The following is a 22,582-nucleotide window of genomic DNA, read 5'->3' on the forward strand; positions in this document are numbered from 1 at the left end:
CCCTCAGCGGCGCAGAAATGCCTGCCACGCCGCCACCAGCGTTTCCAGCGCGTCACGACTGATGTCCAGATGGGTGACCAGGCGCGTGACCGGGCCGGCGCTGAGCCGAATGTCGCGCTCGCGCATCCACGCGGCGAGCGGCTCAACCTGTTCCGGCGGCACGCGAACAAACACCATGTTGGTATCCTGACGTGAAACCTCCACGCCAGCCTCGCGCAGCCGTTCTGCCAGCCACGCGGCGTTGTCATGATCGTCCTTCAGCCGCACCACGTTATGTTCCAGCGCGTAAAGACCCGCTGCGGCCAGAATCCCGGCCTGACGCATGGCGCCGCCGGTCATTTTGCGCCAGCGGCGGGCGCGTTTGATGTACTCCGTACTGCCGCACAGCAGCGAACCGACCGGCGCGCCCAGGCCTTTCGAGAGGCAGATGGTCAGCGTATCGCAATAGCGGGCGATCTCTTCCAGGCCGACGCCGAGCGCAACGGCGGCGTTAAAAATACGCGCGCCGTCGATGTGCAGCGCCAGCCCGCGCTCGCGCGTGAACGCATAAGCCTCTTCAAGGTAGCGCAGCGGCAGCACGCTGCCGTTCCAGGTGTTTTCAAGGCTGAGCAGTTTTGTTATCGCAAAGTGCATGTCGTCCGGCTTGATAAACTGCGCCACAACGTCGAGCGGCAGCGAACCGTCCGCCGCGGCCGTAACCGGCTGTGGTTGAATGCTGCCCAGAACCGCCGCGCCGCCCGCCTCATATTTGTAGTTATGGGCAAGCTGACCGACGATGTACTCCTCGCCGCGCTGGCAGTGACAGAGCAGGGCGACCAGGTTCGCCTGGGTGCCGCTGGGAAGAAAAAGGGCCGCTTCCTTGCCGCTCAGGCGCGCTGCCGTCGCTTCGAGCGCGTTAACGGTCGGGTCGTCGCCATAGACATCATCGCCGGTTTCGGCAGCCATCATGGCGGCCAGCATCGCCGCAGAGGGACGGGTGACGGTATCACTGCGTAAATCGATCACTTTTGCGCTCCTTTTAAGCAAAACTGTCGATGTTTTACCGCAGGCGGTGATTTTTTACCAGCGTCATCAGGAGCAACAGGCGATACGCCGGAGAAAGGCAGGCGGGGGCCACCCCGCCTGGTAAGCGTCAGGAGATAACGATATCGCTGGCAGGATGACAGCGACAGGCCAGTACGTAGCCGGCCGCAATCTCTTCAGCACTGAGCGTTTGCGTACTGTCGGTGCGGTACTCGCCGCGGAGGATCTGTGTCTTACAGCAGCCACACACGCCGGCGCGGCAGGCGGCATCAACGGCAAACTGGTTTTTCTCCAGTGCGTCAAGCAACGTTTCACCTGCGTTAAAGATCCCGACCTCAGCCTTCGTTGCTGAACGCAGCGTATGTTCCGCCGCGTCTGCTTCAGTCACGCTGCTGTCGGCAGGCGTAAACTGTTCAAGGCAGATTTCCGCCGCGCCCAGTTCACGGGCGAAGCCCTCTACCTGCTGCATGTAAGCGGCTGGCCCGCAGATCATCACCGTACGCTGCGTCATATCGGGCACCAGCGCCTTCAGCCGCTCGCGCGTGATGCGTCCTTCAGGCAGATCGGCGGTGGGTCTGTTTTCCACCACCAGCTCCAGCGCCAGCCACGGCTGCATTGCGCGGAGCGCATCGGCAAAAATCACGTCCTGCTCTGAACGCACGCTGTAGCAGAGCGTGACGCGCGCGTCGGGGCGGTGGGCATGCAGCCAGCGGCACATCGATATCACCGGCGTGATGCCGCAGCCTGCCGCCATCATCAGATAGCGATCGGCCGGATGCTGTTCACAGGTAAACTCGCCCTGCGCATCGGAAAGCCAGACGTAGTCGCCCGCCTTAACCTGCTGCGTCAGCCAGTGCGAACCTTTACCGCCTTCGATATGGCGTACGGTCAGCGTGATAAAGTCGCTCTGGCCCGGCGTGGAAGAGAGCGTATAGGCGCGCAGCTGGCTCGATTTGCCAACCTGCACCAGGGCAAACTGCCCCGCCTGCCAGCGGTAAAAATCGTGATTGATCAGCGCGATCGTCCAGACGTCCGGCGTCTCCTGAACCACGTGGTGAACCTGCATGCGCCAGGGGCAAAGAGGATGAGATTGCATGACGGGTCTCCTTAGTGAGCCAGAATAGCGTTAATGTCGTTTTCGACGGTGGTCACCGGCGCCAGACCAAATTCGCGTTGCAGCAGCGCCATAACGTTTTCGCTGAGGAAGCCCGGCGCGCTTGGGCCGGTGCGGATGTTTTTCACGCCCAGCGACAGCAGCGTCAGCAGGACCACAATGGCTTTCTGCTCAAACCAGGAGAGCACCAGCGACAGCGGCAAATCATTAACGCCGCAGTTCAGTTTTTCCGCCAGCTTCACGGCCAGCATGATCGCGGCGTAGCTGTCGTTACACTGTCCAACGTCGAGCAGGCGCGGCAGGCCTTCAAGCGTGCCGAAATCGAGCTTGTTGAAGCGATACTTGCCGCACGCGAGGGTGAGGATCAGGCAATCTTTTGGTACAGCGGTAGCCAGATCGGTGAAGTAGCTACGCTGCTCGCGGCTGCCATCGCACCCGCCAATCAGAAAGACGTGACGCAGTTTCTGCTGCGCAACCAGTTCGATAACGCTGTCGCTGGCGTCCTGAAGTACCTGGCGGCCAAAACCCACGGTAATTTCGTGTGGGATCTCCGTCCACGGAAAGCCCGGCATTCCCTGCGCCTGCTCAATAACCGGCGAGAAGTCTTCGCCGTCAAGGTGATTCACTCCCGGCCAGCCGACGATACTGCGCGTCCAGATACGGGACTGATATTCACCGACAAAAGGATCGATAATGCAGTTAGATGTCATCACGATCGGGCCGGGGAAGCGGGCAAATTCCGCCTGCTGGTTTTGCCAGCCGCTGCCATAATTGCCCACCAGGTGCGGATACTGTTTTAACAGCGGATAGCCGTGCGCAGGCAGCATCTCGCCGTGCGTATACACGTTGATGTCTTTACCCACGGTCTGCTCAAGCAGCAGCTGAAGGTCTTTCAGATCGTGACCTGAAATCAGAATCGCTTTACCGGCCACCGGGCGCACATTGACGGAAACGGGCTGAGGATCGCCGTAGGTGGTGGTCTGCGCTTCATCCAGCATGGCCATAATGCTGAAGTTCATTTTGCCGATCTGCATGGCATGATCCAGCAGATCGCTCAGCTGGTTCGGTTGCGTGCCGAGCCACGCCATAATCTCGTGATAGTGCTGATAAACCTTTTCATCGTAGCGGCCATGCACGTGCGCATGTTCCATATAGGCCGCTGCGCCTTTCAGGCCGTAGAGGCAGAGCAGACGCACGCCAAGAATATCTTCATCTTCTTCATCGCGATTCAGCGCAAAGTCGGCTGCCTGTTTTTGCAGCGCATCCAAATCGTGACTGACCAGCGACAGTTCCGCCATCGGATGCGTGAAGCTGTTCGGAAGCTGCGCGTTGAGACACAGCGTTTTCAACCGCTCGCGCCAGGCGATAGCGGTAGTGGCATAATCAACGATGCGCTGAGAGTCAAAATTGACGTTAGTCAGCGTGGCAAAGAATGCCTGCGGCGCAAAGCTGTCGACCTCATGAATGATGATGCCATGACGCCGCGCTTCCACTGCCCAGGCAGAAAGCCCCTGAAGGACGGCAATCAGCAGGTCCTGTAGATCGGACGTCTGTGCCGTTTTGCCGCACATGCCCTGGGCCCATGAACAGCCGTTGCCTTCGGGAGTTCTGATTGTTTGCTCACATTGAACGCAAAACATAATGTTGCCTTTTTAAAGTTGTATTTTAAATGCAACTTTATGCTATGAGCAAATACCGCCTGTGAAAAGTGGCGGTATGCAGAATCAGAAGTGAGTTTGATCTGGCGCAAACAAAATGCCGATCAGGCAGAAAAGAGCGCCATCAGCAACGGCGCAATCAGGCTGAGGATAAAGCCGTGGACGATAGCGGCGGAGACAATCTCCATGCCGCCGCTGCGTTGCAGCACAGGCAGAGTGAAATCCATCGAAGTTGCGCCGCACAGGCCCAGCGCACTGGCGCGATGGCGGCGGATCAGCGACGGAATAAGCATAATCGCCAGCAGCTCCCGCAGCAGGTCGTTAAAAAAGGCGGCGCTGCCGATCACCGGGCCGAATGACTCGGTCATCATGATGCCGGAAAGTGAATACCAGCCAAAACCGGACGCCAGCGCCAGCCCGGTGCGCAGCGGCAGGCCAAGCGCTAACGAAGCGATTATGCCGCCTGCCAGCGCGCTGAAGACAACCACCAGCGCCACCTGCATGCCGCGTCGGTTGAGCACGATTTGCCGTACAGTCATGCCGTTGCCGCGCAGTTGAAGGCCCACCAGGAAAAGCAGCAGCAGCAGGGCATATTCGCCGATCTGACTGGCGAAGGTGAGTGGCGTCCAGCGGCTCAGGCCAAGACAAAAACCGGCGGCAACCACGCCGCACAATTTAACCGACTCCAGCGCCATACGCAGCCGTGACGGCAGCGCCTCATGCTGCTGCGCGTGCCGCCACGGGTGGCGTGCTTCCAGAAGACGCAGCGCCAGAACGTTACAGATCAGAATGCAGGTGGCGCTAACCAGGCTGTAGCGCAGAATAGCCAGCAGGCTCTGGCCGAGATCGTCAATAAACGCCAGGCTGATGCCCATGAAAAACAGAATGATGTAAACCATCCAGCCGAGCACTTTATTTACCATCCGCATGCGTGCCGCGCCGGAAGGCGGCAGCAGATAGCCAATAAACAGAGGAAGAAGGATGATTAACAGTCCTGAATACATGTGTGGCGCGTCCATTTGAGAATTTGCCGACACGCTAACCAAAAAAGGATGCGCAGTAAACCGTTAATTATTGGGTAAAAAAATGCACCGCGCGTAATCCACGCGGCGCGGGGTAGCGATTAATGAGAGGGCCGCGCCGCGCTGACAGGTTGCAGCCGACTGGCGCTGCCGTCGCGAATCGTAATCCCTGAATTAACGTAGCGGATAAAGGCCGGATAGACGCTGTCGTGCGCTTCACAGCGCAGCGGCGCGTCAGCCGCGATGAAGCGCTGGATCATCAGCATGTCTTTCCGCGTCGCCACCTGATAAACGGCATCAGGACGCACTTTTTCACCCTTTTCCAGCGTGAGTTGAACGATGCGATCGCCGCTTTTCCGGCTGGGATCAAATTTTACGTTGACGCCTGAAACCTGCTGAAAATGGATACTCACCGCTGGCCAGGCCGCCAGGGTGTATTCAATCATCTCTTTCAGTTGTGCGCCGGTATAGGTGAATTTACACAGCGGCTGTTCCGAGCCCAGCGTGCTGAGCAACGTTGCGCGCGTGACCGGGCCGGGCGCAATATCCCGCCGGATTGTCACGCCCGCAGCGAAGGCGACATCCGCCGCCGTAGCTGCACGATAGGCATCGGCGACCAGATCGCCTAAATTGGTCTCCTGCGATCGCACCCGATGGCGTTCGCCTACCAGTTTAACCGGCGTGGTAAACACCACTTCCGCGAGCTGTTGCTGATTGCGGGCGTTTACCTCATCAATGATGGCGCGCACGGTGCTGTCAGGTAGCACAGTTTTGCTCTGCCGCAACTCCGCAAGCGAGAGGGTGCTGGCCGTTTTCTCCACCACCACATCGTCGCGCAGCGTCAGTTTGACCACGCCGAGGTATTGCCCGTATTCGCCCGCTTCGGCAATCAGCACGCCGTTGTGCATTAACCCATTCTTGTGCAGCGTATGACAATGCCCGTCGATAATCGCCGTCAGCCAGGGCGCCTTTTCCGCCAGCCAGGTGCTGCGCATCGTGGGGTCGGCGTCGGTGACGCCCAGGTGCGCAACGGCAACAAAGACGGTTGCACCCTGGCGCCGCGCCTCCTGATGCAGGCGTTCAGCAACGCGCAGCGTTTTCTCAGGAAAGCCTGCGGCGACGGGCGAAGTGGTCAGTCCCAGGAAAGCGATTTTCACGCCATTAATATTTTTAATCAGGTAGTCGCCCGGCGTCGGCAGCGCGGCGCGCAGGGTATCCGGCGCGTTGGCGCCCAGAATGGGGAAGTTTACCGCATCAAAAATACCGCTCAGCCAGTCGGCTTCCATAGCGTATTCATGATTTCCCAGCACCATCATCTCATAGCCCGCTGCGTTCATCACCCTGGCCACGTCCAGCCCTTTGCTCAGTGACGCAAAGGGCACCCCGGCAAAGGCATCACCGGCGGAGAGGGTCACGACCTGCTTGCCTTCGCTTTTCAGCTTATCAACATAGCCTTTAACGAAGGGTTCGATATCTACATGGCCGTGAACGTCGTTGGTGTGCACAAGGTAAATTTCGGCCTCTGCGGCGGCAGGCGTTGCGATAATGATCGAAAGCGTCAGCAGCAGGGCTATTGCTGCAATAGATTTTATCCGGTATTGAAAATGCATACGCTACTCCTTGTAATGATAATGTCCTTGCTGGCAGTCGGCTTGTCCGGTGGGGTAATCAGCACCTTAACCAAATGTGCTTTTTCGGCATGCCAGATATAAAAAAACCATTTGCTTATCAACGGAGGTGCGCGGTTGATAAGCAAATGGTTTAGCTTGAAAATTCAATAACTACCCAGCCTGACCGGACATTAACAGGGTTGCTTTGGCCAGGCAAGCGGCAAAGGAGAAGGGCGTGCGGCGTGTCAAAGGGTTGAAAAAAGAGCGGCTATCCCAAACTATGTTCTGGCGGGCAGGAGAGGCATAAAAATGCCAGCATGGTTGGCTGGCATTTTACTTCGGGGTTGTTCAGAATGAGTGTGATTGAGGTCAGGCACTGGCTGCCAGCGCCATTTCAACCGGGATGATAAGGCTGGCATGATTGCCTTTCGGCCCCTGATGCACATCAAACTGAACCTGTTGCCCGGCTTTTAGCGTTCGGTAGCCGTCCATCTGGATTGTTGAGTAGTGGGCGAAAATGTCTTCGCCGCCGCCAATGGGGCAGATAAAGCCGAAACCTTTGGCGTTATTAAACCATTTAACAGTACCCGTCTCCATGCTTAACATCTCTCATAAGTCGTTCAGGTAGGTGAGGTGATAAAGCGTACAGCTCCTGAGCTGGTTAAGTTACGTCCAACTCATGCCAGTACTGTAGAGAAATGGCATGGAGCGTCAAGCAAATGGGGACGTCAGGACGGGATAAAATCGTCAAAATTTGAGGTAGTTAACGCTATTGCAAATTTTGTGATAAAGGTCGCTTAGCGTGATGCTGTCGACCAGAACTCTCGGCGAGAGCCAGCAGTTGAGGTGTGTTAAACTTAACCTGTCATTTGCCCGCTGACGTTTGCTGGCAGCGTTATCAAATTGGGTACGTATGGGAAAGACTAACGACTGGCTTAATTTTGAACAGCTTGCAGAAGACAAATTGCGTGAAGGCCTTAAGCCACCTTCGATGTATAAAGTTATTTTAAATAATGACGATTATACACCTATGGAATTTGTTATTGACGTACTGCAAAAGTTCTTTTCTTATGATGTTGAACGTGCAACACAGTTGATGCTTACCGTTCACTATCAGGGAAAGGCAATTTGCGGCGTTTTTACCGCCGAAGTGGCGGAAACGAAAGTTGCACATGTCAATAAGTATGCCAGGGAGAACGAGCATCCATTGCTGTGTACGCTTGAAAAAGCCTGAATAAGGCAATCAATTGGGGGAGGTGCCAATGCTCAATCAAGAACTGGAACTCAGTTTAAACATGGCTTTCGCCAGAGCGCGTGAGCACCGTCATGAATTTATGACCGTCGAGCATCTGTTGCTGGCATTGCTCAGTAACCCGTCGGCCAGAGAGGCGCTTGAAGCCTGTTCAGTCGATATCGTAGCGCTTCGGCAGGAGCTCGAAGCCTTTATTGAACAAACCACCCCGGTCTTGCCGGTCAGCGAAGAAGAGCGTGACACGCAGCCTACGCTCAGTTTCCAGCGCGTATTACAGCGCGCAGTATTCCACGTACAGTCCTCCGGCCGCAGCGAAGTTGCGGGCGCCAACGTGCTGGTCGCGATATTTAGCGAGCAGGAGTCTCAGGCCGCTTATCTGCTGCGCAAGCATGAAATCAGCCGTCTGGACGTGGTGAACTTTATTTCCCACGGTACGCGTAAAGACGAGACAGGGCCCGCCTCAGGCGCGGAAAATCCTGTTAACGAAGAGCAGGCAGGCGGGGAGGATCGTATGGAAAACTTCACCACCAATCTCAATCAGCTTGCTCGTGTCGGCGGTATCGATCCGCTTATCGGACGCGATAAAGAGCTTGAGCGCACTGTCCAGGTGCTTTGCCGTCGCCGTAAAAACAACCCGCTGCTGGTGGGTGAGTCCGGCGTAGGGAAAACCGCTATTGCCGAAGGGCTTGCCTGGCGTATCGTGCAGGGCGAAGTGCCTGAAGTGATGAAAGACGCCACCATCTATTCACTGGATATTGGCTCACTGTTGGCGGGCACCAAATATCGTGGCGACTTTGAAAAACGCTTCAAGGCATTGCTGAAGCAGCTTGAGCAGGACAACAGCAGCATTCTGTTCATTGATGAGATCCATACCATCATCGGTGCAGGCGCGGCTTCAGGCGGCCAGGTCGACGCGGCAAACCTGATCAAGCCGCTGCTCTCAAGCGGTAAAATTCGCGTGATGGGTTCAACCACCTATCAGGAATTCAGCAACATTTTTGAAAAAGATCGTGCGCTGGCGCGCCGGTTCCAGAAAATCGACATTACCGAGCCGTCGGTGGATGAGACCGTGCAGATCCTGAACGGCCTCAAGCCGAAGTACGAAGCGCATCACGATGTGCGTTATACGGCGAAGGCGGTACGGGCTGCCGTTGAGCTGGCGGTGAAGTACATCAACGATCGTCATCTGCCCGATAAGGCCATTGACGTTATTGATGAAGCAGGCGCACGTGCGCGTTTGATGCCGGTCAGCAAACGCAAGAAAACGGTCAACGTGGCGGATATCGAATCCGTGGTCGCTCGCATCGCGCGTATTCCAGAAAAAAGCGTTTCTGCGACCGATCGCGATACGCTGAAAACCCTGGGCGAACGTCTGAAAATGCTGGTGTTTGGTCAGGACAATGCAATTGAAGCGTTAACCGAAGCGATCAAAATGAGTCGCGCCGGTTTGGGCCAGGATCGCAAGCCTGTCGGTTCCTTCCTGTTTGCCGGCCCAACCGGCGTCGGTAAGACCGAGGTCACCGTGCAACTGGCGAAGGCGTTAGGCATTGAACTGCTGCGTTTTGATATGTCGGAGTACATGGAGCGTCATACCGTCAGCCGCTTAATTGGTGCGCCTCCGGGCTACGTCGGTTTCGATCAGGGCGGTCTGCTGACGGATGCGGTTATCAAGCATCCGCACGCGGTGGTGCTGCTTGATGAGATTGAAAAAGCGCATCCGGACGTGTTCAACCTGCTGCTTCAGGTGATGGATAACGGCATGCTGACCGATAACAACGGCCGCAAAGCCGATTTCCGCAACGTTGTCGTGGTGATGACCACCAACGCCGGCGTGCGTGAAACGGAGCGTAAATCTATCGGTCTGATCCAACAGGATAACAGCACTGATGCGATGGAAGAGATCAAGAAAATCTTCACGCCGGAGTTCCGTAACCGTCTCGACAACATTATCTGGTTCAAACACCTTGATACTGAGGTGATCCATCAGGTTGTGGACAAGTTCATCGTCGAGCTTCAGGCGCAGCTGGATGCGAAGGGCGTGTCGCTGGAAGTCAGCGACGAAGCGCGTGACTGGCTGGCAGCGAAAGGCTACGACAAAGCGATGGGCGCGCGTCCGATGGCGCGTACCGTGCAGGAAAGCCTGAAGAAACCGCTGGCTAACGAGCTGCTGTTTGGTTCGCTGGTGGACGGCGGTTCGGTCTCTGTCGCGCTGGACAAAGAGCAAAATCAGCTAACGTATCACTTCCTCAGTGCTGAGAAGCGCAAAACGGAAGGCACGGTTCACTGATAACGCGTTAAACCTGCTCAACAAAAAGGCCGGAAATTCCGGCCTTTTTTTATGGGCGCAGCGGCGAAAGCGGCAGCGCGAATGAAAGCATATTAACGACTGCGGAAGACAATGCGGCCTTTGCTCAGGTCGTACGGGGTCAGCTCTACAGTGACTTTGTCGCCCGTCAGGATGCGGATATAGTTTTTACGCATTTTACCGGAGATATGAGCGGTAACCACGTGTCCATTTTCAAGCTCTACGCGGAACATGGTGTTAGGTAACGTATCCAGTACGGTACCCTGCATTTCAATATTGTCTTCTTTGGCCATCGAATCCTCTGGGTGTCACAACCTTGGTTTTAAACCGGCAAGATAATGCCGAATTCCAGGTATTATGTAAACAATTGTTGGTGGTTTCACCAGCATTAACGCCTCTGCGTCAGACAGGCACAGAGGCGTTTACGTTAAAACTGTGTCGTATTTTGGTGTCAGGGTGGGGGGAATTGCGGACAAAGCGTGCTCGCTTAAGCGCGTTATGAAATCGGATAAAGTGCGTTAATATTCCCGGCCAGTCCGGGCCTGCCACAGTAGGGCTCAGGGCGGACGACATACCAAACGGGCATTATTATATCACCCTTATCGGGCTTTGCGTGTAAAACATTGTTCCGCTGCGCTAAAAAAGCGTCTGTTGCTGCCAGCACCCTTCGGCAACCGGCCTCTGCGCCAGCTTATGAACCTGCCTGAGATAATCCACGCGCGCGATCTCTTCCGCGCCGAGCGAGGCGGTATGCGCATTTAATACCTGACAATCGATTAGCCTGCCGCCCTGACGCCGGAAGTAGTCGCTGAAAACCAGCACGGCCGTTTTCGACGCGTTTTCACAGCGGCTGAACATCGATTCCCCGCAAAAAATTTGCCCCAGCTCAAGCCCATACATGCCACCGACCAGCTCTTTTTCAAGCCACACTTCAACCGACTGAGCGTGTCCCGTGTCAAACAGCTGTAGCCAGGCACGTTTAACCTCAGGTGTGATCCAGGTGCCTTCAGCGCGATCGCTGGCGCAGCCTTCAATCACCCCGTGGAAATGTTGATTGAGCGTGACCCGATACGGCGAGCGCTGATGAAAACGCTTCATGCTGCGGCTGAGATGGAATTTTTCCGGGTAGAGCACCGCGCGCGGATCGGGCGACCACCACAAAATAGGATCGCCCGGCGAAAACCAGGGGAAAATCCCCTGCTGATAAGCGTTAAGCAGACGCGGCGGGCTCAAATCCCCGCCCATTGCCAGCAGGCCGTTTGGCTCGCGCAGGGCCATTTCCGGCGGAGGAAAATTGATTGAATCCCGTGAGAGTTGGATCAGCCGCATGTTGAAAATCTCAGTGGTATGAGAGCTATGACTATAGCGTAAACCGCTGATGAAAATACCAGTAGCGTCCGCGTTTTGCGATTAACTCAGCATGATTTCCCTGCTCAAGAATCTGTCCGTTATCCATAACGCAAATTTTATCGAAGTGGTGCAGCCCCTGAAGACGATGCGTCACCATGATCAGCGTTTTGTTTCTGGCAACCTCGCGCAGCAGCGACAATATATGGCGCTCGGTTTCCGCGTCGAGCCCCTCTGTGGGCTCATCCAGTAACAGAAGGCTGCCGTCGTGGAGCAGGGCTCTGGCAAGCGCCAGACGGCGCAGTTCGCCGCCGGAAAGCTGCCTGCCGCCTTCGCCCAGCCACGCATTCAGTCCCTGGCGATCCTCAAGCAGCGTCTGGAGGCCAACCTGCTGAAGCACCTCGCACAGCTGCGCGTCGCTGCTAGCGGGCGATGCCAGCAAAAGATTATCGCGCAGCGTGGCGCTGAACAGATGCACGCGCTGCGTCACCACGCTGGTGGCGGCGCGAAGCGAGGCTTCATCAATCTCGCTCAGGGGCCTGCCGTTAAGCAGGATTGCTCCGGCCTGTGCGTCCCGGCCGCGGGTTAACAGCTGAAGCAGAGTTGATTTTCCGCAGCCGGTGCGGCCGAGTAGCGCAATGTGTTCGCCGCGAGCGACGTCGAGGGAGAAATGATGCAGGGCCGGATTGCCCGCGTCGTAGCTAAAGCTGACGTCGCGCAGCGACAGGCTGACGCTGGCCAAATCCCCACTGCGCCCCTCGGGAAACTGCACCGCCGGCGTCTGAGAGAGAATCTGCGTGATGCGCCGGGCCGAAGCCATCACCTGCCCAAGGTGCTGAAAAGCGCCGCCGACCGGCGCCAGTGCTTCAAATGCCGCCAGCGTACAAAAGACGAACAGGGCAATCAGCGCGCCGGGCTGTGTTTGTGCGCCAACACCGCCCGCCGCCAGCCACAGCATCAACACCAGGGTGCAGCCGGTGATGATAGTTAACAGCGCAACAGAAAAACCGGAAAGCCCTGCCTGCCGCTGTTGCGCCTGCAACCACTGCGCTTCTGTTTCGTCCAGCCTGGCGCGGAAGTCGGATTCTGCACCATACAGCGTCAGTTCCGTCTGCCCGCGCAGCCAGCGGGTGAGCTGCGAACGATACTCGCCCCGTAGCCGGGCAATGGCTTCGCCAGCGGGCCGTCCCGCACGATAAAACAGCGGCGGCAACAGCAGTATGGTCAGCAGCATGATACCGCCCAGCGTCAGGGCCAGCGGCACATCGAGCCAGCTCAGGCCGACGGTGACCACAACCGTGACCAGCAGCGCGCCAACCAGCGGAGAGATCACCCGCAGATAGAGGTGATCGAGGGTATCTACGTCCGCCACCAGACGATTAAGCAGTTCACCCTGTTGATAGCGGCTCAGGCCCGCTGGCGACAGCGGCATCAGCTTACTGAAGGTGAACACGCGCAGGTGTTCCAGCACCCTGAAAGTGCCGTCATGGCTGACCAGACGCTCAAAATAGCGTGCGGCGGTGCGAATAATGGCCGCGCCGCGTACGCCTGCGGCAGGCAGCATATAGTTGAAGGTGTAGAGTCCTGCCAGGCCCGCCAGCGATGAGGCGGCCAGAAACCAGCCTGACAGCGTCAGCAGGCCAATACTGGCCAGCAGGGTGACAATCGCCAGCACCATCCCCAGCGAAAGCCGCCAGAGGTGACGTCGATAAAGCGCTAAAAAAGGCGCCAGAACCTTCATTGAATGGTCTCCTGCCGGTGCGTCATCAGTGCGTTAAACGCGCCGGGCCGTTGTGAAAGCTGCTCATACGTTCCCTGTTGAATAATTTTGCCTTCACGCATCAGCCACACCTCGTCCCACTCATGCAGACGGTCGAGCTGATGGGTTATCAGCAGGGTGGTTTGTCGGAAAGAGGCATCAAGCAGCGCCTGATTGACGTGTTGCTCGCTGCGGCGGTCAAGGCTGGCGCCCGGTTCGTCGAGCAGCAGTAAACGGCAGGATTTATAAAGCGCACGCGCCACGGCAACGCGCTGCGCCTGGCCGACTGAAAGATTGCCCGCCTGCTCGCCGATTTTGCTGTCGAGGCCATTGGACAAGTGAGGCAAAAACTCTGCAACACCCGCCTGCTCAACGATACCGTCGAGCCTGCTGCCGTCTTCTGTGCCGTTCATCACGATGTTCTCACGCAGCGTATCAGCAGGCAGATGCGGATTCTGCCCGACCCAGGCAAGCTGTTGCTGCCAGAAGGACGGCGAAATATCGCGCAGTTCGACGCCGTTAATCTGTAACGATCCCTGATAGGGAAGATAGCCAAGCAGCACGTTGAGCAGTGAGGTTTTCCCCGCGCCGCTTTGACCGACCAGCGCCACGCGCCTGCCGGGCGCAATGTGAAAATTCAGCGGCCCCGCCAGAACGGTTCCGCCAACGCTGGTTATGGTCAGGTTGTCAGCGTGAATTGACATGTTCGCGTCAGCATTAAAAGTTTGCCTGCCCTGACGGATCGGCGAGGCGATTTCTGCATTAAGAAACGCTTCAAGCGCTTCCGCGCCGCCCACCGCCTGCGCTTTGGCATGATAAAACGCGCCCATGTCGCGCAGTGGCTGGAAAAACTCAGGTGCGAGGATCAGCGCCAGAAAGCCTGCGAAGAGCGTGACGCCAGCGCCGTAATGACCAAAATTGAGTTCGCCAAGGTAGGAGAATCCGAAGTAAACCGCCACCACGGCAATCGACAGCGAGGCAAAAAATTCCAGTACCGCGGAGGAGAGAAACGCGAGCCGCAGCACGTCCATCGTTCGTTGACGAAAATCCTGCGAGGCGCGCTGAATATGTACGCGCTCCGCTTCCCCACGGTGAAACAGGCGAAGCGTTTCAAGCCCCTGTAAACGATCGAGAAAATAGCCGCTGAGGCGCGCCAGCGCTTTAAAATTGCGTCGGTTGGCATCGGCGGCGCCCATACCCACCAGCGCCATGAATAACGGGATCAGCGGAGCCGTTGCCACTAAAATCAGCCCGGCTGCCCAGTTAACAGGGAACAGCGCCAGCAAAATTGCGCAGGGAATAAATACCGCCAGCAGCATCTGTGGCTGATAACGCGCATAGTAATCCTGCATGTCGTCGATCTGTTCCAGCAGCAGCGTTGCCCAGCTTCCGGCGGGCTTGCCCTGGATCCACGCCGGGCCAAGCGCGTTCAGCCTGTCGAGCACGGTGCGCCGCAGCGCCTGACGAATAGCGCGCCCGTATTCGAACCCGACTTTTTCGCGCGCCCATGCCAGCAGCGCGCGCAGCAGAAAACAGGCCAGCAGCAAAGCGAAGGACGTGAGCAATTCGGCGCGCGGCGTGCCTGCGACAATCAGCGCCTGAAGCAATGAGGCCAGCAGCCAGGCCTGACAGACAATAAGCAGGGCGCTGAGCATGCCCAGCACTTTCGTCAACTGTAACCAGCGTTTACCCTGCGAGCTCTGACTTTTTAACCAGCGAAGTAGCTGTTGCTGCCGTGTTCTGTCCATCATCTACCGGTAAGCGGGAAGCCGTTCCTGATTTGAACGGAGGAGAAAGTGGCTAATGGTACAATGAGGCAAATAAAAAGGCGACCTGTTGCGGCCGCCTTGGGGAAGGTTGATACATCATTTTAACAACTTAGCTATCGTTTTTAACTAATCCGTCCAGATAGCGCTCCGCATCCAGCGCGGCCATGCAGCCGGTGCCTGCGGAGGTGATCGCCTGACGATAGATATGATCCATTACGTCGCCTGCGGCAAAAACGCCGGGAATGCTGGTTTGCGTCGCGTTGCCTTGCAGACCCGAATGCACTTTGATATAGCCGTTTTCAAGCGCAAGCTGACCGTTAAAAATGGCCGTATTAGGGCTGTGGCCGATAGCAACAAACAGACCGGCAACCTCCAGCACTTTTGTCTGCTGATCGTCACGAGTGGCGCGCAAGCGCAGGCTACTGACGCCCATCTGATCGCCCATAACCTCTTCCAGCGTGTGGTCAGTATGCAAAACGATATTGCCGTTACGCACCTTGTCCATCAGACGATCGATCAGGATTTTCTCTGCTCTGAAGCTGTCGCGGCGGTGGATCAGATGCACTTCTGAAGCAATGTTTGCCAGGTAAAGCGCTTCTTCGACGGCGGTATTGCCGCCGCCGATCACCGCCACTTTTTGATTGCGATAAAAGAAGCCATCGCAGGTTGCGCAGGCGGAGACGCCGCGGCCTTTAAAAGCTTCTTCCGACGGCAGACCCAGATAGCGTGCGGAGGCGCCGGTAGCAATAATCAGCGCATCGGCGGTGTATTCCGCGCTGTCGCCGGTCAGGCGGAAGGGACGATTCTGCAAATCCACCGTGTGAATGTGATCGAAAATGATTTCAGTATTGAACTTCTCGGCGTGCTCCTGCATGCGCTCCATCAGCAGCGGACCGGTTAAGTCGTGAGGATCGCCGGGCCAGTTCTCTACTTCAGTGGTGGTGGTCAACTGGCCGCCTTTTTCCAGCCCGGTAATCAATACCGGATGCAGATTAGCGCGCGCAGCATAGACGGCAGCGGTGTAGCCTGCTGGACCGGAACCCAGAATGAGTAATTTACTGTGTTTGGCCGTGCTCATGAGCCCCTCTTTTTTAATCGGTTATTGTTTTCGATTGTAAGGAATTTACCCTGGCAAAAAAAGTATTGTGCGATTTTGTTAACGATGGGTGCAAAAGGGTAAACCAATTTCCTATCGTGCCACGATGGGGAGCGGTGCGCCACCAGCGTGCATACAATGATGTCTGATGGTGCAAAAAGGTAAAAATATTTATTTAAAAACAGTCGGGAAGGGATGTATCTGGCACGTTGTACTGATTTAAGCTGTTTTGCTTTGACAATCGGCTGATGTTTTGCGAAAACAGTCAGTGAAGCGGAGCGTATTCAGGCAATTCGGGCAGGTTTCTGGCATGCGCGAGTCTTCAGGCCGAATAATCTCAGTCTGTCATTGGTCATGACGCATGCGGCGGACAGGCAGCATGCGTCATACGGATGGGCGTGTTAATCGCAGCAGGCGTTAGTCTTCACCTAAACAACCCTGGCGCATCAGGGTACGGCAGGTAAAGGGATAGCATTAAGAGAGACAATAATAATGGTAGACAATAAAAAACGACCCGGTAAAGATCTCGACAGAATTGACCGTAACATTCTGAATGAACTACAAAAAGACGGACGAATTTCTAATGTCGAACTGTCTAAACGGGTAGGGCTGTCGCCGACGCCTTGTCTGGAGCGCGTGCGTCGCCTTGAAAGGCAGGGATTTATACTGGGCTACACCGCGCAGTTAAATCCGCACTATCTGGATGCGTCATTGCTGGTCTTCGTTGAGATTACTCTGAATCGTGGCGCGCCGGATGTATTTGAACAATTTAACGCTGCGGTGCAAAAACTTGAGGAAACTCAAGAGTGTCACCTTGTTTCCGGTGATTTCGACTATCTGCTTAAAACGCGCGTGCCGGATATGTCTGCCTATCGTAAACTGCTGGGCGAAACCCTGCTCCGTCTGCCGGGCGTCAACGACACCCGCACCTATGTGGTGATGGAAGAAGTGAAGCAAAGTAATCGCTTAGTGATTAAAACGCGCTAAAAGAGGGCAGGTGCAATTGCTGTCAGATTTCGGTACACTCCTGTGAATTCATACAGGTTCAGCGTCGGCAACGTCCGGCGCTGTTGCCTTCATAGTTTACGGGCACCTGGAGAGAACTCTTGAGCCAGGAATACACAGAAGATAAAGAAGTTTCCCTACAGCCACTGAGCAGCGGGCGTCGCCTGCTGGAAGCGCTGTTAATCATTGTCGCTCTTTTCGCCGTCTATCTGATGGTCGCGTTGCTGAGCTTCAATCCTTCCGATCCAAGCTGGTCGCAAACCGCCTGGCATGAACCTATCCATAATCTGGGCGGTGGCATTGGCGCCTGGCTGGCCGATACGCTGTTTTTCATCTTTGGCGTGATGGCCTACGCCATTCCTCCGGTCATACTTGGCCTGTGCTGGATAACGTTCAGGCAGCGCCATTCACAGGACTATATCGACTATTTCGCCGTCTCGCTTCGGCTTATCGGCGTGCTGGCGCTGGTGGTGACCTCCTGTGGGCTGGCAGCACTGAATGCCGATGATATCTGGTATTTTGCCTCCGGCGGCGTTATCGGCAGCCTGATCAGCAGCGCGATGGTGCCGTGGTTTAACGGCCCCGGCGGCACGCTGACGCTGCTCGTGGTATGGGCGGCGGGCCTGACGCTCTATACCGGCTGGTCATGGTTGACCATTGCCGAGAAGATCGGCGGCGCGGTAATGGGCGTACTGACCTTTGCCAGCAACCGCTCCCGCCGCGACGAACGCTGGGAAGAAGACGAAGAATACGTTGATGACGCTGAACCGCTTCTGAAACCGTCCACTGAAGACGATCCGCTGTTGGCCGCACCGAAAAAAGCGCAGGACGATGACGTTCTGTTAGCTGCGCCGCCGCAGACGCACGATGTGGCGGTTGCGCCCGCGCAGATGCCAGAGGATGACGTTCTGCTGACCAGACCGCAGCCGGACAGCGTAAAGGTCTCGCCTGAAGCTGCGCCAGTCGAAAGCGCTATTTCGCCGACTATCGCCGCCGTTGACGAGAAGCCCGAGCTTTACCGTTTTGACGTTCCGGCAGAAACGCCAGCGCCTTCTGTTCCCGTAAAAGCAGAAGAAGACGATGCGCCCCGTATGGGGAACTGGCGCGACGCCGCATCCGCGTCGCCATTTGATTTCTCAACGGCGGCCGCCTCGCAGCCTGCTGACATCATCAGTAACGCTGCCGACCTGAATGATACCGCCAGCGTCGCCGCCGCCTCTGCCGCAGCCATCACCTTTATGCCTGCATTCAGCGCGACCAGTGAAGAGAGCAATCCGCAGGTCAAGAAGGGGATTGGCCCCTCTCTGCCACGTCCGAATCCGGTTAAGCTGCCCACGCGACGCGAACTGGCATCGTATGGCATCAAATTGCCTTCCCAACGCGTGGCCGAGGAAAAAGCGAAAGAAGCTGAACAGCGTGCGCCGGTTGCGCCCGCTAACGTTAATGATGCCGATGCGCTGGAAGAAGCACACCTGCGCGAGGCCTTTATGGCGCAGCAGCAGGCACGCTATGGCGAAGAGGTGTCGGCTCCTGACGACGATGCGCTTCAGCAGGCCGCGCTGGCTCGTGAATTTGCCGCTCAGCAACAGCAGCGTTACGACGACGAAAAAGCGACCGAAGCGCCCACTTTTTCGCTGGATACCGCTGGCGCGTTCGACTTTTCACCGATGGACGATTTGGTGGACGATGGCCCAAGCGAGCCGCTGTTCACGCTTCCGGCGGCGCCGGAAGCGGATGCCGCGCCTGTTGCACCGCAGCAAACGCAATGGCAGCAGCAGCGCCCTGAGCCTGCGCCACAGCAGCCGGCCGCCATACAGCCCGAGGCGCCGAAACCGCCAGCGGCCGATAGCCTGTTCCATCCTTTCCTGGTTCGCCATGAGCAGCCGCTGGAAAAACCCACCACGCCGCTTCCCACGCTGGATCTGCTCACCGCGCCGCCGGTTGAGGCGGAGCCGGTTGATGAGTTTGCGCTGGAGCAAACGGCCCGCCTGGTTGAGGCGCGGCTGGCAGATTATCGTGTCAAAGCCGAAGTGGTCGGCATTTCTCCTGGCCCGGTGATCACTCGTTATGAGTTGGATCTTGCGCCGGGCGTGAAGGCCGCACGTATTTCAAATCTTTCCCGCGATCTGGCCCGTTCGCTTTCCGCCGTGGCGGTTCGCGTGGTTGAAGTCATTCCCGGTAAGCCCTATGTCGGCCTGGAGTTGCCTAACAAACATCGTCAGACCGTTTACATGCGCGAAGTGCTGGAGTGCCCGAAATTCCGCGACAATCCGTCGCCGCTGTCGGTGGTGCTGGGTAAAGATATCGCCGGGCAGCCGGTTGTGGCCGATCTGGCGAAGATGCCGCACCTGCTGGTCGCGGGTACCACTGGCTCAGGTAAATCGGTCGGCGTTAACGCGATGATCATCAGCATGCTGTATAAAGCCACTCCGGAAGAGGTGCGCTTTATCATGATCGATCCGAAGATGCTTGAGCTGTCGGTTTACGAAGGCATTCCTCATCTGCTGACCGAAGTTGTTACCGACATGAAAGATGCGGCCAACGCGCTGCGCTGGAGCGTCGGCGAGATGGAAAGGCGCTATAAACTGATGTCGGCGCTCGGCGTGCGTAACCTGGCTGGTTATAACGAGAAGGTGGCGCAGGCTGAGGCGATGGGCCGTCCGATCCCGGATCCGTTCTGGAAGCCGGGCGACAGCATGGACGCCACGCCGCCGGTACTGGAAAAACTGCCTTACATTGTGGTGCTGGTTGATGAATTTGCCGATCTGATGATGGCGGTGGGTAAAAAGGTTGAAGAGCTGATTGCGCGTCTGGCGCAGAAGGCGCGTGCGGCGGGTATCCATCTGGTGCTGGCGACGCAGCGTCCGTCGGTGGATGTGATTACCGGCCTGATCAAAGCCAACATTCCAACCCGCATTGCCTTTACCGTATCCAGCAAAATTGACTCGCGCACCATCCTTGACCAGGCGGGTGCGGAATCACTGCTTGGTATGGGCGACATGCTCTATATGCCGCCAAATTCCTCAATGCCGGTGCGTGTTCACGGCGCGTTTGTGCGCGACCAGGAAGTTCATGCGGTTGTGCAGGACTGGAAAGCGCGCGGTCGTCCGCAGTATATCGACAGCATTACTGCCGGTGAAGAGAGCGAAAGCGGCGGCGCGGGGCTTGATGGCGACGAGGAACTCGATCCGTTGTTCGATCAGGCGGTGGCCTTTGTGGTTGAAAAGCGTCGCGCGTCTATCTCCGGCGTGCAGCGTCAGTTCCGTATTGGCTATAACCGTGCAGCACGTATTATCGAACAGATGGAAGCGCAGAGCATTGTCTCTTCGCCGGGTCACAACGGTAACCGCGAGGTGTTGTCTCCTCCGCCGCATGAAATGTAGCAGATAAGAGAGTTTTACTGCCGCTGACGGGCCGGATTTATCCGGCCCGTTGATTTTTTGCTTCATGACACCCATAACCTCTTATATTGCCAGCATCATTCAGCGTAATCTTCTGTTGAAATGGCGCTGACCTGGCTACAGTTATCGACGAATGCGCCCCCGCTATCGGGATAAAAGCGTTTTAAAAAGGATGCCGTAATGAAAAAACTACTGATGTCATGCTGTATGATTGCCGCTTTTTCTTCTGCCAGCGTTCTGGCGGATGCTTCCTCTGATTTGCAGCAGCGCCTGGATAAAGTCAAAACGTTCCATGCCAGCTTCACGCAGAAAGTCACCGACGGCGGCGGCCAGTCGGTACAGGATGGCGAGGGTGAACTGTGGGTTAAGCGTCCTAATCTTTTCAACTGGCACATGACCGCGCCGGATGAAAGCGTCATTATTTCCGACGGTAAAACGCTGTGGTTTTATAATCCCTTTGTCGAGCAGGTGAGCGCAACCTGGCTGAAAGACGCGACAAGCAATACGCCTTTTATGCTGATTGCTCGTAACCAGAACAGTGACTGGAAACAGTACAACATTAAACAGCTTGGCGATAACTTTGAGCTGACCCCGAAAGCGGCCGATGGCAACCTGAAACAGTTTACGATAAACGTTTCTTCTAACGGCACCATCAACCAGTTCAGTGCGGTAGAGCAGGACGGTCAGCGCAGCAGCTACACGCTGAAAAGCCAGCAGAACGGTGCGGTCAGCGCGGACAAATTTCAGTTTACGCCGCCAAAAGGCGTGACGCTGGACGACCAGCGTAAGTGAGGTTTGCGTGAGTAACCTGCCACTTGATTTTTCCCATAATGAATTCCAGCCACTGGCCGCGCGAATGCGGCCACGTACGCTGGCGGAATATATCGGTCAGCAGCATCTGCTGGCGCCGGGTAAGCCGCTGCCGCGCGCTATAGAAGCGGGGCATCTGCATTCGATGATTTTGTGGGGGCCGCCGGGCACGGGGAAAACGACGCTGGCGGAGATCATTGGTCGCTACGGCCAGGCCGACGTGGAGCGCATTTCGGCGGTCACGTCGGGAGTGAAAGAGATCCGCGAAGCCATTGAGCGCGCGCGGCAGAACCGCAATGCGGGACGCCGCACCATCCTGTTTGTGGATGAGGTGCATCGCTTCAATAAAAGTCAGCAGGACGCGTTCCTGCCGCACATTGAGGACGGCACCATCACCTTTATTGGTGCCACCACTGAAAATCCCTCCTTTGAACTGAATTCGGCGCTGCTCTCACGCGCGCGCGTTTATCTGCTGAAATCCCTCACCAGCGACGATATCGAAAAGGTGCTGGAGCAGGCGATGAACGACGGCGAGCGGGGCTACAACGGCGGCGACATCGTGCTGCCGGAAAACACGCGCCGGATGATTGCCGAACTGGTCAACGGCGACGCGCGACGCGCGTTGAACACGCTGGAAATGATGGCCGATATGGCCGAGGCAGACAGCAAAGGCAAGCGTGAACTGACCCCCGCACTGCTGAATGAAGTGTCCGGTGAGCGCAGTGCCAGATTCGATAACAAAGGCGACAGGTATTACGATCTCATCTCTGCGCTGCATAAATCCGTGCGCGGCTCTGCGCCAGACGCCGCGCTCTACTGGTACGCACGCATTATAACCGCAGGTGGCGATCCGCTTTATGTGGCGCGTCGGCTGCTGGCGATTGCCTCGGAAGACGTCGGCAACGCGGATCCGCGCGGCATGCAGGTGGCAATTTCCGCCTGGGACTGTTTCACCCGCGTCGGGCCGGCCGAAGGCGAGCGGGCCATTGCGCAGGCGATTGTCTATCTTGCCTGCGCGCCGAAAAGCAACGCCGTTTATACCGCTTTTAAAGCCGCGATGCGCGACGCGCGCGAAAAAGCGGATTTCGACGTGCCTGAACACCTGCGAAATGCGCCCACAAAATTGATGAAAGAGATGGGCCTGGGCGCAGAGTATCGTTACGCACACGATGAGCCTAACGCCTATGCGGCTGGAGAGGATTACTTTCCGCCTGAGATGGCCTTCACCCGATACTACCAGCCGACCGCACGCGGGCTGGAGGGCAAGATTGGTGAAAAGCTCGCCTGGCTCGCTGAGCAGGATCAAATTAGCCCGACAAAACGCTATCGCTAAAAGTGGCGTTGCGGTAAGGTTAGTAACGAATTCAACGCATTCGCGGTGCGAATGCGTCCCCTCATTTAATCACTCAAT

The 22,582-nt window shown here is 56.7% G+C and carries 17 protein-coding genes; 6 read left to right on the forward strand and 11 right to left on the reverse strand.

The annotated features are described in order from the left end of the window. Positions 1-3: 3 nt before the first annotated feature. The 6 genes from ltaE to cspD form a co-directional block, all read right to left on the reverse strand. A complete protein-coding gene (gene ltaE / locus FA91_RS06510) occupies positions 4-1,005 on the reverse strand; it encodes a low-specificity L-threonine aldolase (RefSeq protein WP_034913751.1) in 1,002 nt (333 codons plus the stop codon). A gap of 127 nt (positions 1,006-1,132) precedes the next feature. Beyond that, entirely contained in the window at positions 1,133-2,119 is a 987-nt protein-coding gene (gene hcr / locus FA91_RS06515; protein ID WP_034913753.1) for an NADH oxidoreductase, read from the reverse strand. 11 nt (positions 2,120-2,130) lie between these two features. Beyond that, on the reverse strand, positions 2,131-3,777 hold the full coding sequence (gene hcp / locus FA91_RS06520) for a hydroxylamine reductase (protein ID WP_034913755.1): 1,647 nt from the start codon (positions 3,775-3,777) through the stop codon (positions 2,131-2,133). 122 nt (positions 3,778-3,899) lie between these two features. Continuing rightward, on the reverse strand, positions 3,900-4,799 hold the full coding sequence (locus FA91_RS06525; protein ID WP_034913758.1) for a lysine exporter LysO family protein: 900 nt from the start codon (positions 4,797-4,799) through the stop codon (positions 3,900-3,902). Between the two features lie 119 nt (positions 4,800-4,918). Next, a complete protein-coding gene (locus FA91_RS06530; protein ID WP_034913761.1) occupies positions 4,919-6,427 on the reverse strand; it encodes a 5'-nucleotidase C-terminal domain-containing protein in 1,509 nt (502 codons plus the stop codon). 369 nt (positions 6,428-6,796) lie between these two features. Further along, positions 6,797-7,024: a cold shock-like protein CspD gene (gene cspD / locus FA91_RS06535; protein WP_034913763.1), complete on the reverse strand. Its 228-nt coding sequence runs from the start codon at positions 7,022-7,024 to the stop codon at positions 6,797-6,799. 316 nt (positions 7,025-7,340) lie between these two features. On the opposite strand from cspD, the gene clpS reads away from it, so the two are divergent. Beyond that, complete coding sequence (gene clpS / locus FA91_RS06540) at positions 7,341-7,661, forward strand: ATP-dependent Clp protease adapter ClpS (protein ID WP_034913765.1); 321 nt, start codon at positions 7,341-7,343, stop codon at positions 7,659-7,661. A 28-nt stretch (positions 7,662-7,689) separates the two neighbouring features. Next, positions 7,690-9,966: an ATP-dependent Clp protease ATP-binding subunit ClpA gene (gene clpA, locus FA91_RS06545; protein ID WP_034913767.1), complete on the forward strand. Its 2,277-nt coding sequence runs from the start codon at positions 7,690-7,692 to the stop codon at positions 9,964-9,966. Positions 9,967-10,058: 92 nt separating this feature from the next. Here the strand turns inward: clpA and infA are convergent, their stop codons facing one another. The 5 genes from infA to trxB all read right to left on the reverse strand — a co-directional run bounded on the left by infA (position 10,059) and on the right by trxB (position 15,937). Then, complete coding sequence (infA, locus tag FA91_RS06550; RefSeq protein ID WP_002211347.1) at positions 10,059-10,277, reverse strand: translation initiation factor IF-1; 219 nt, start codon at positions 10,275-10,277, stop codon at positions 10,059-10,061. 343 nt (positions 10,278-10,620) lie between these two features. Further along, positions 10,621-11,313 (reverse strand): leucyl/phenylalanyl-tRNA--protein transferase, encoded by a 693-nt coding sequence (aat, locus tag FA91_RS06555; protein WP_034913768.1) that lies wholly within the window; start codon positions 11,311-11,313, stop codon positions 10,621-10,623. A 31-nt stretch (positions 11,314-11,344) separates the two neighbouring features. Continuing rightward, the gene (cydC, locus tag FA91_RS06560) at positions 11,345-13,072 is read right to left on the reverse strand and encodes a cysteine/glutathione ABC transporter ATP-binding protein/permease CydC (protein ID WP_034913769.1); all 1,728 of its coding nucleotides are present in this window, start codon (positions 13,070-13,072) and stop codon (positions 11,345-11,347) included. Beyond that, positions 13,069-14,838: a cysteine/glutathione ABC transporter permease/ATP-binding protein CydD gene (gene cydD, locus FA91_RS06565; protein WP_034913772.1), complete on the reverse strand. Its 1,770-nt coding sequence runs from the start codon at positions 14,836-14,838 to the stop codon at positions 13,069-13,071. The genes cydC and cydD overlap by 4 nt, the downstream gene beginning before the upstream one ends. 130 nt (positions 14,839-14,968) lie before the next feature. Continuing rightward, positions 14,969-15,937, reverse strand: a complete 969-nt coding sequence (trxB, locus tag FA91_RS06570) for a thioredoxin-disulfide reductase (RefSeq protein ID WP_034913774.1) — start codon at positions 15,935-15,937, stop codon at positions 14,969-14,971. A gap of 510 nt (positions 15,938-16,447) precedes the next feature. Between trxB and lrp the strand changes: the two genes are divergently transcribed. The 4 genes from lrp (at position 16,448) to FA91_RS06590 (ending at position 22,504) form a co-directional block, all read left to right on the forward strand. Further along, positions 16,448-16,942 (forward strand): leucine-responsive transcriptional regulator Lrp, encoded by a 495-nt coding sequence (lrp, locus tag FA91_RS06575; protein WP_006118610.1) that lies wholly within the window; start codon positions 16,448-16,450, stop codon positions 16,940-16,942. A 119-nt stretch (positions 16,943-17,061) separates the two neighbouring features. Further along, the gene (locus FA91_RS06580) at positions 17,062-20,343 is read left to right on the forward strand and encodes a DNA translocase FtsK 4TM domain-containing protein (RefSeq protein ID WP_034913782.1); all 3,282 of its coding nucleotides are present in this window, start codon (positions 17,062-17,064) and stop codon (positions 20,341-20,343) included. A gap of 198 nt (positions 20,344-20,541) precedes the next feature. Next, entirely contained in the window at positions 20,542-21,153 is a 612-nt protein-coding gene (lolA, locus tag FA91_RS06585; protein ID WP_034913783.1) for an outer membrane lipoprotein chaperone LolA, read from the forward strand. A gap of 7 nt (positions 21,154-21,160) precedes the next feature. Continuing rightward, the gene (locus tag FA91_RS06590) at positions 21,161-22,504 is read left to right on the forward strand and encodes a replication-associated recombination protein A (protein ID WP_034913786.1); all 1,344 of its coding nucleotides are present in this window, start codon (positions 21,161-21,163) and stop codon (positions 22,502-22,504) included. Positions 22,505-22,582: the final 78 nt, after the last annotated feature.

Source organism: Erwinia sp. 9145, assembly GCF_000745075.1.
GTDB classification, from domain to species: domain Bacteria; phylum Pseudomonadota; class Gammaproteobacteria; order Enterobacterales; family Enterobacteriaceae; genus Erwinia; species Erwinia oleae.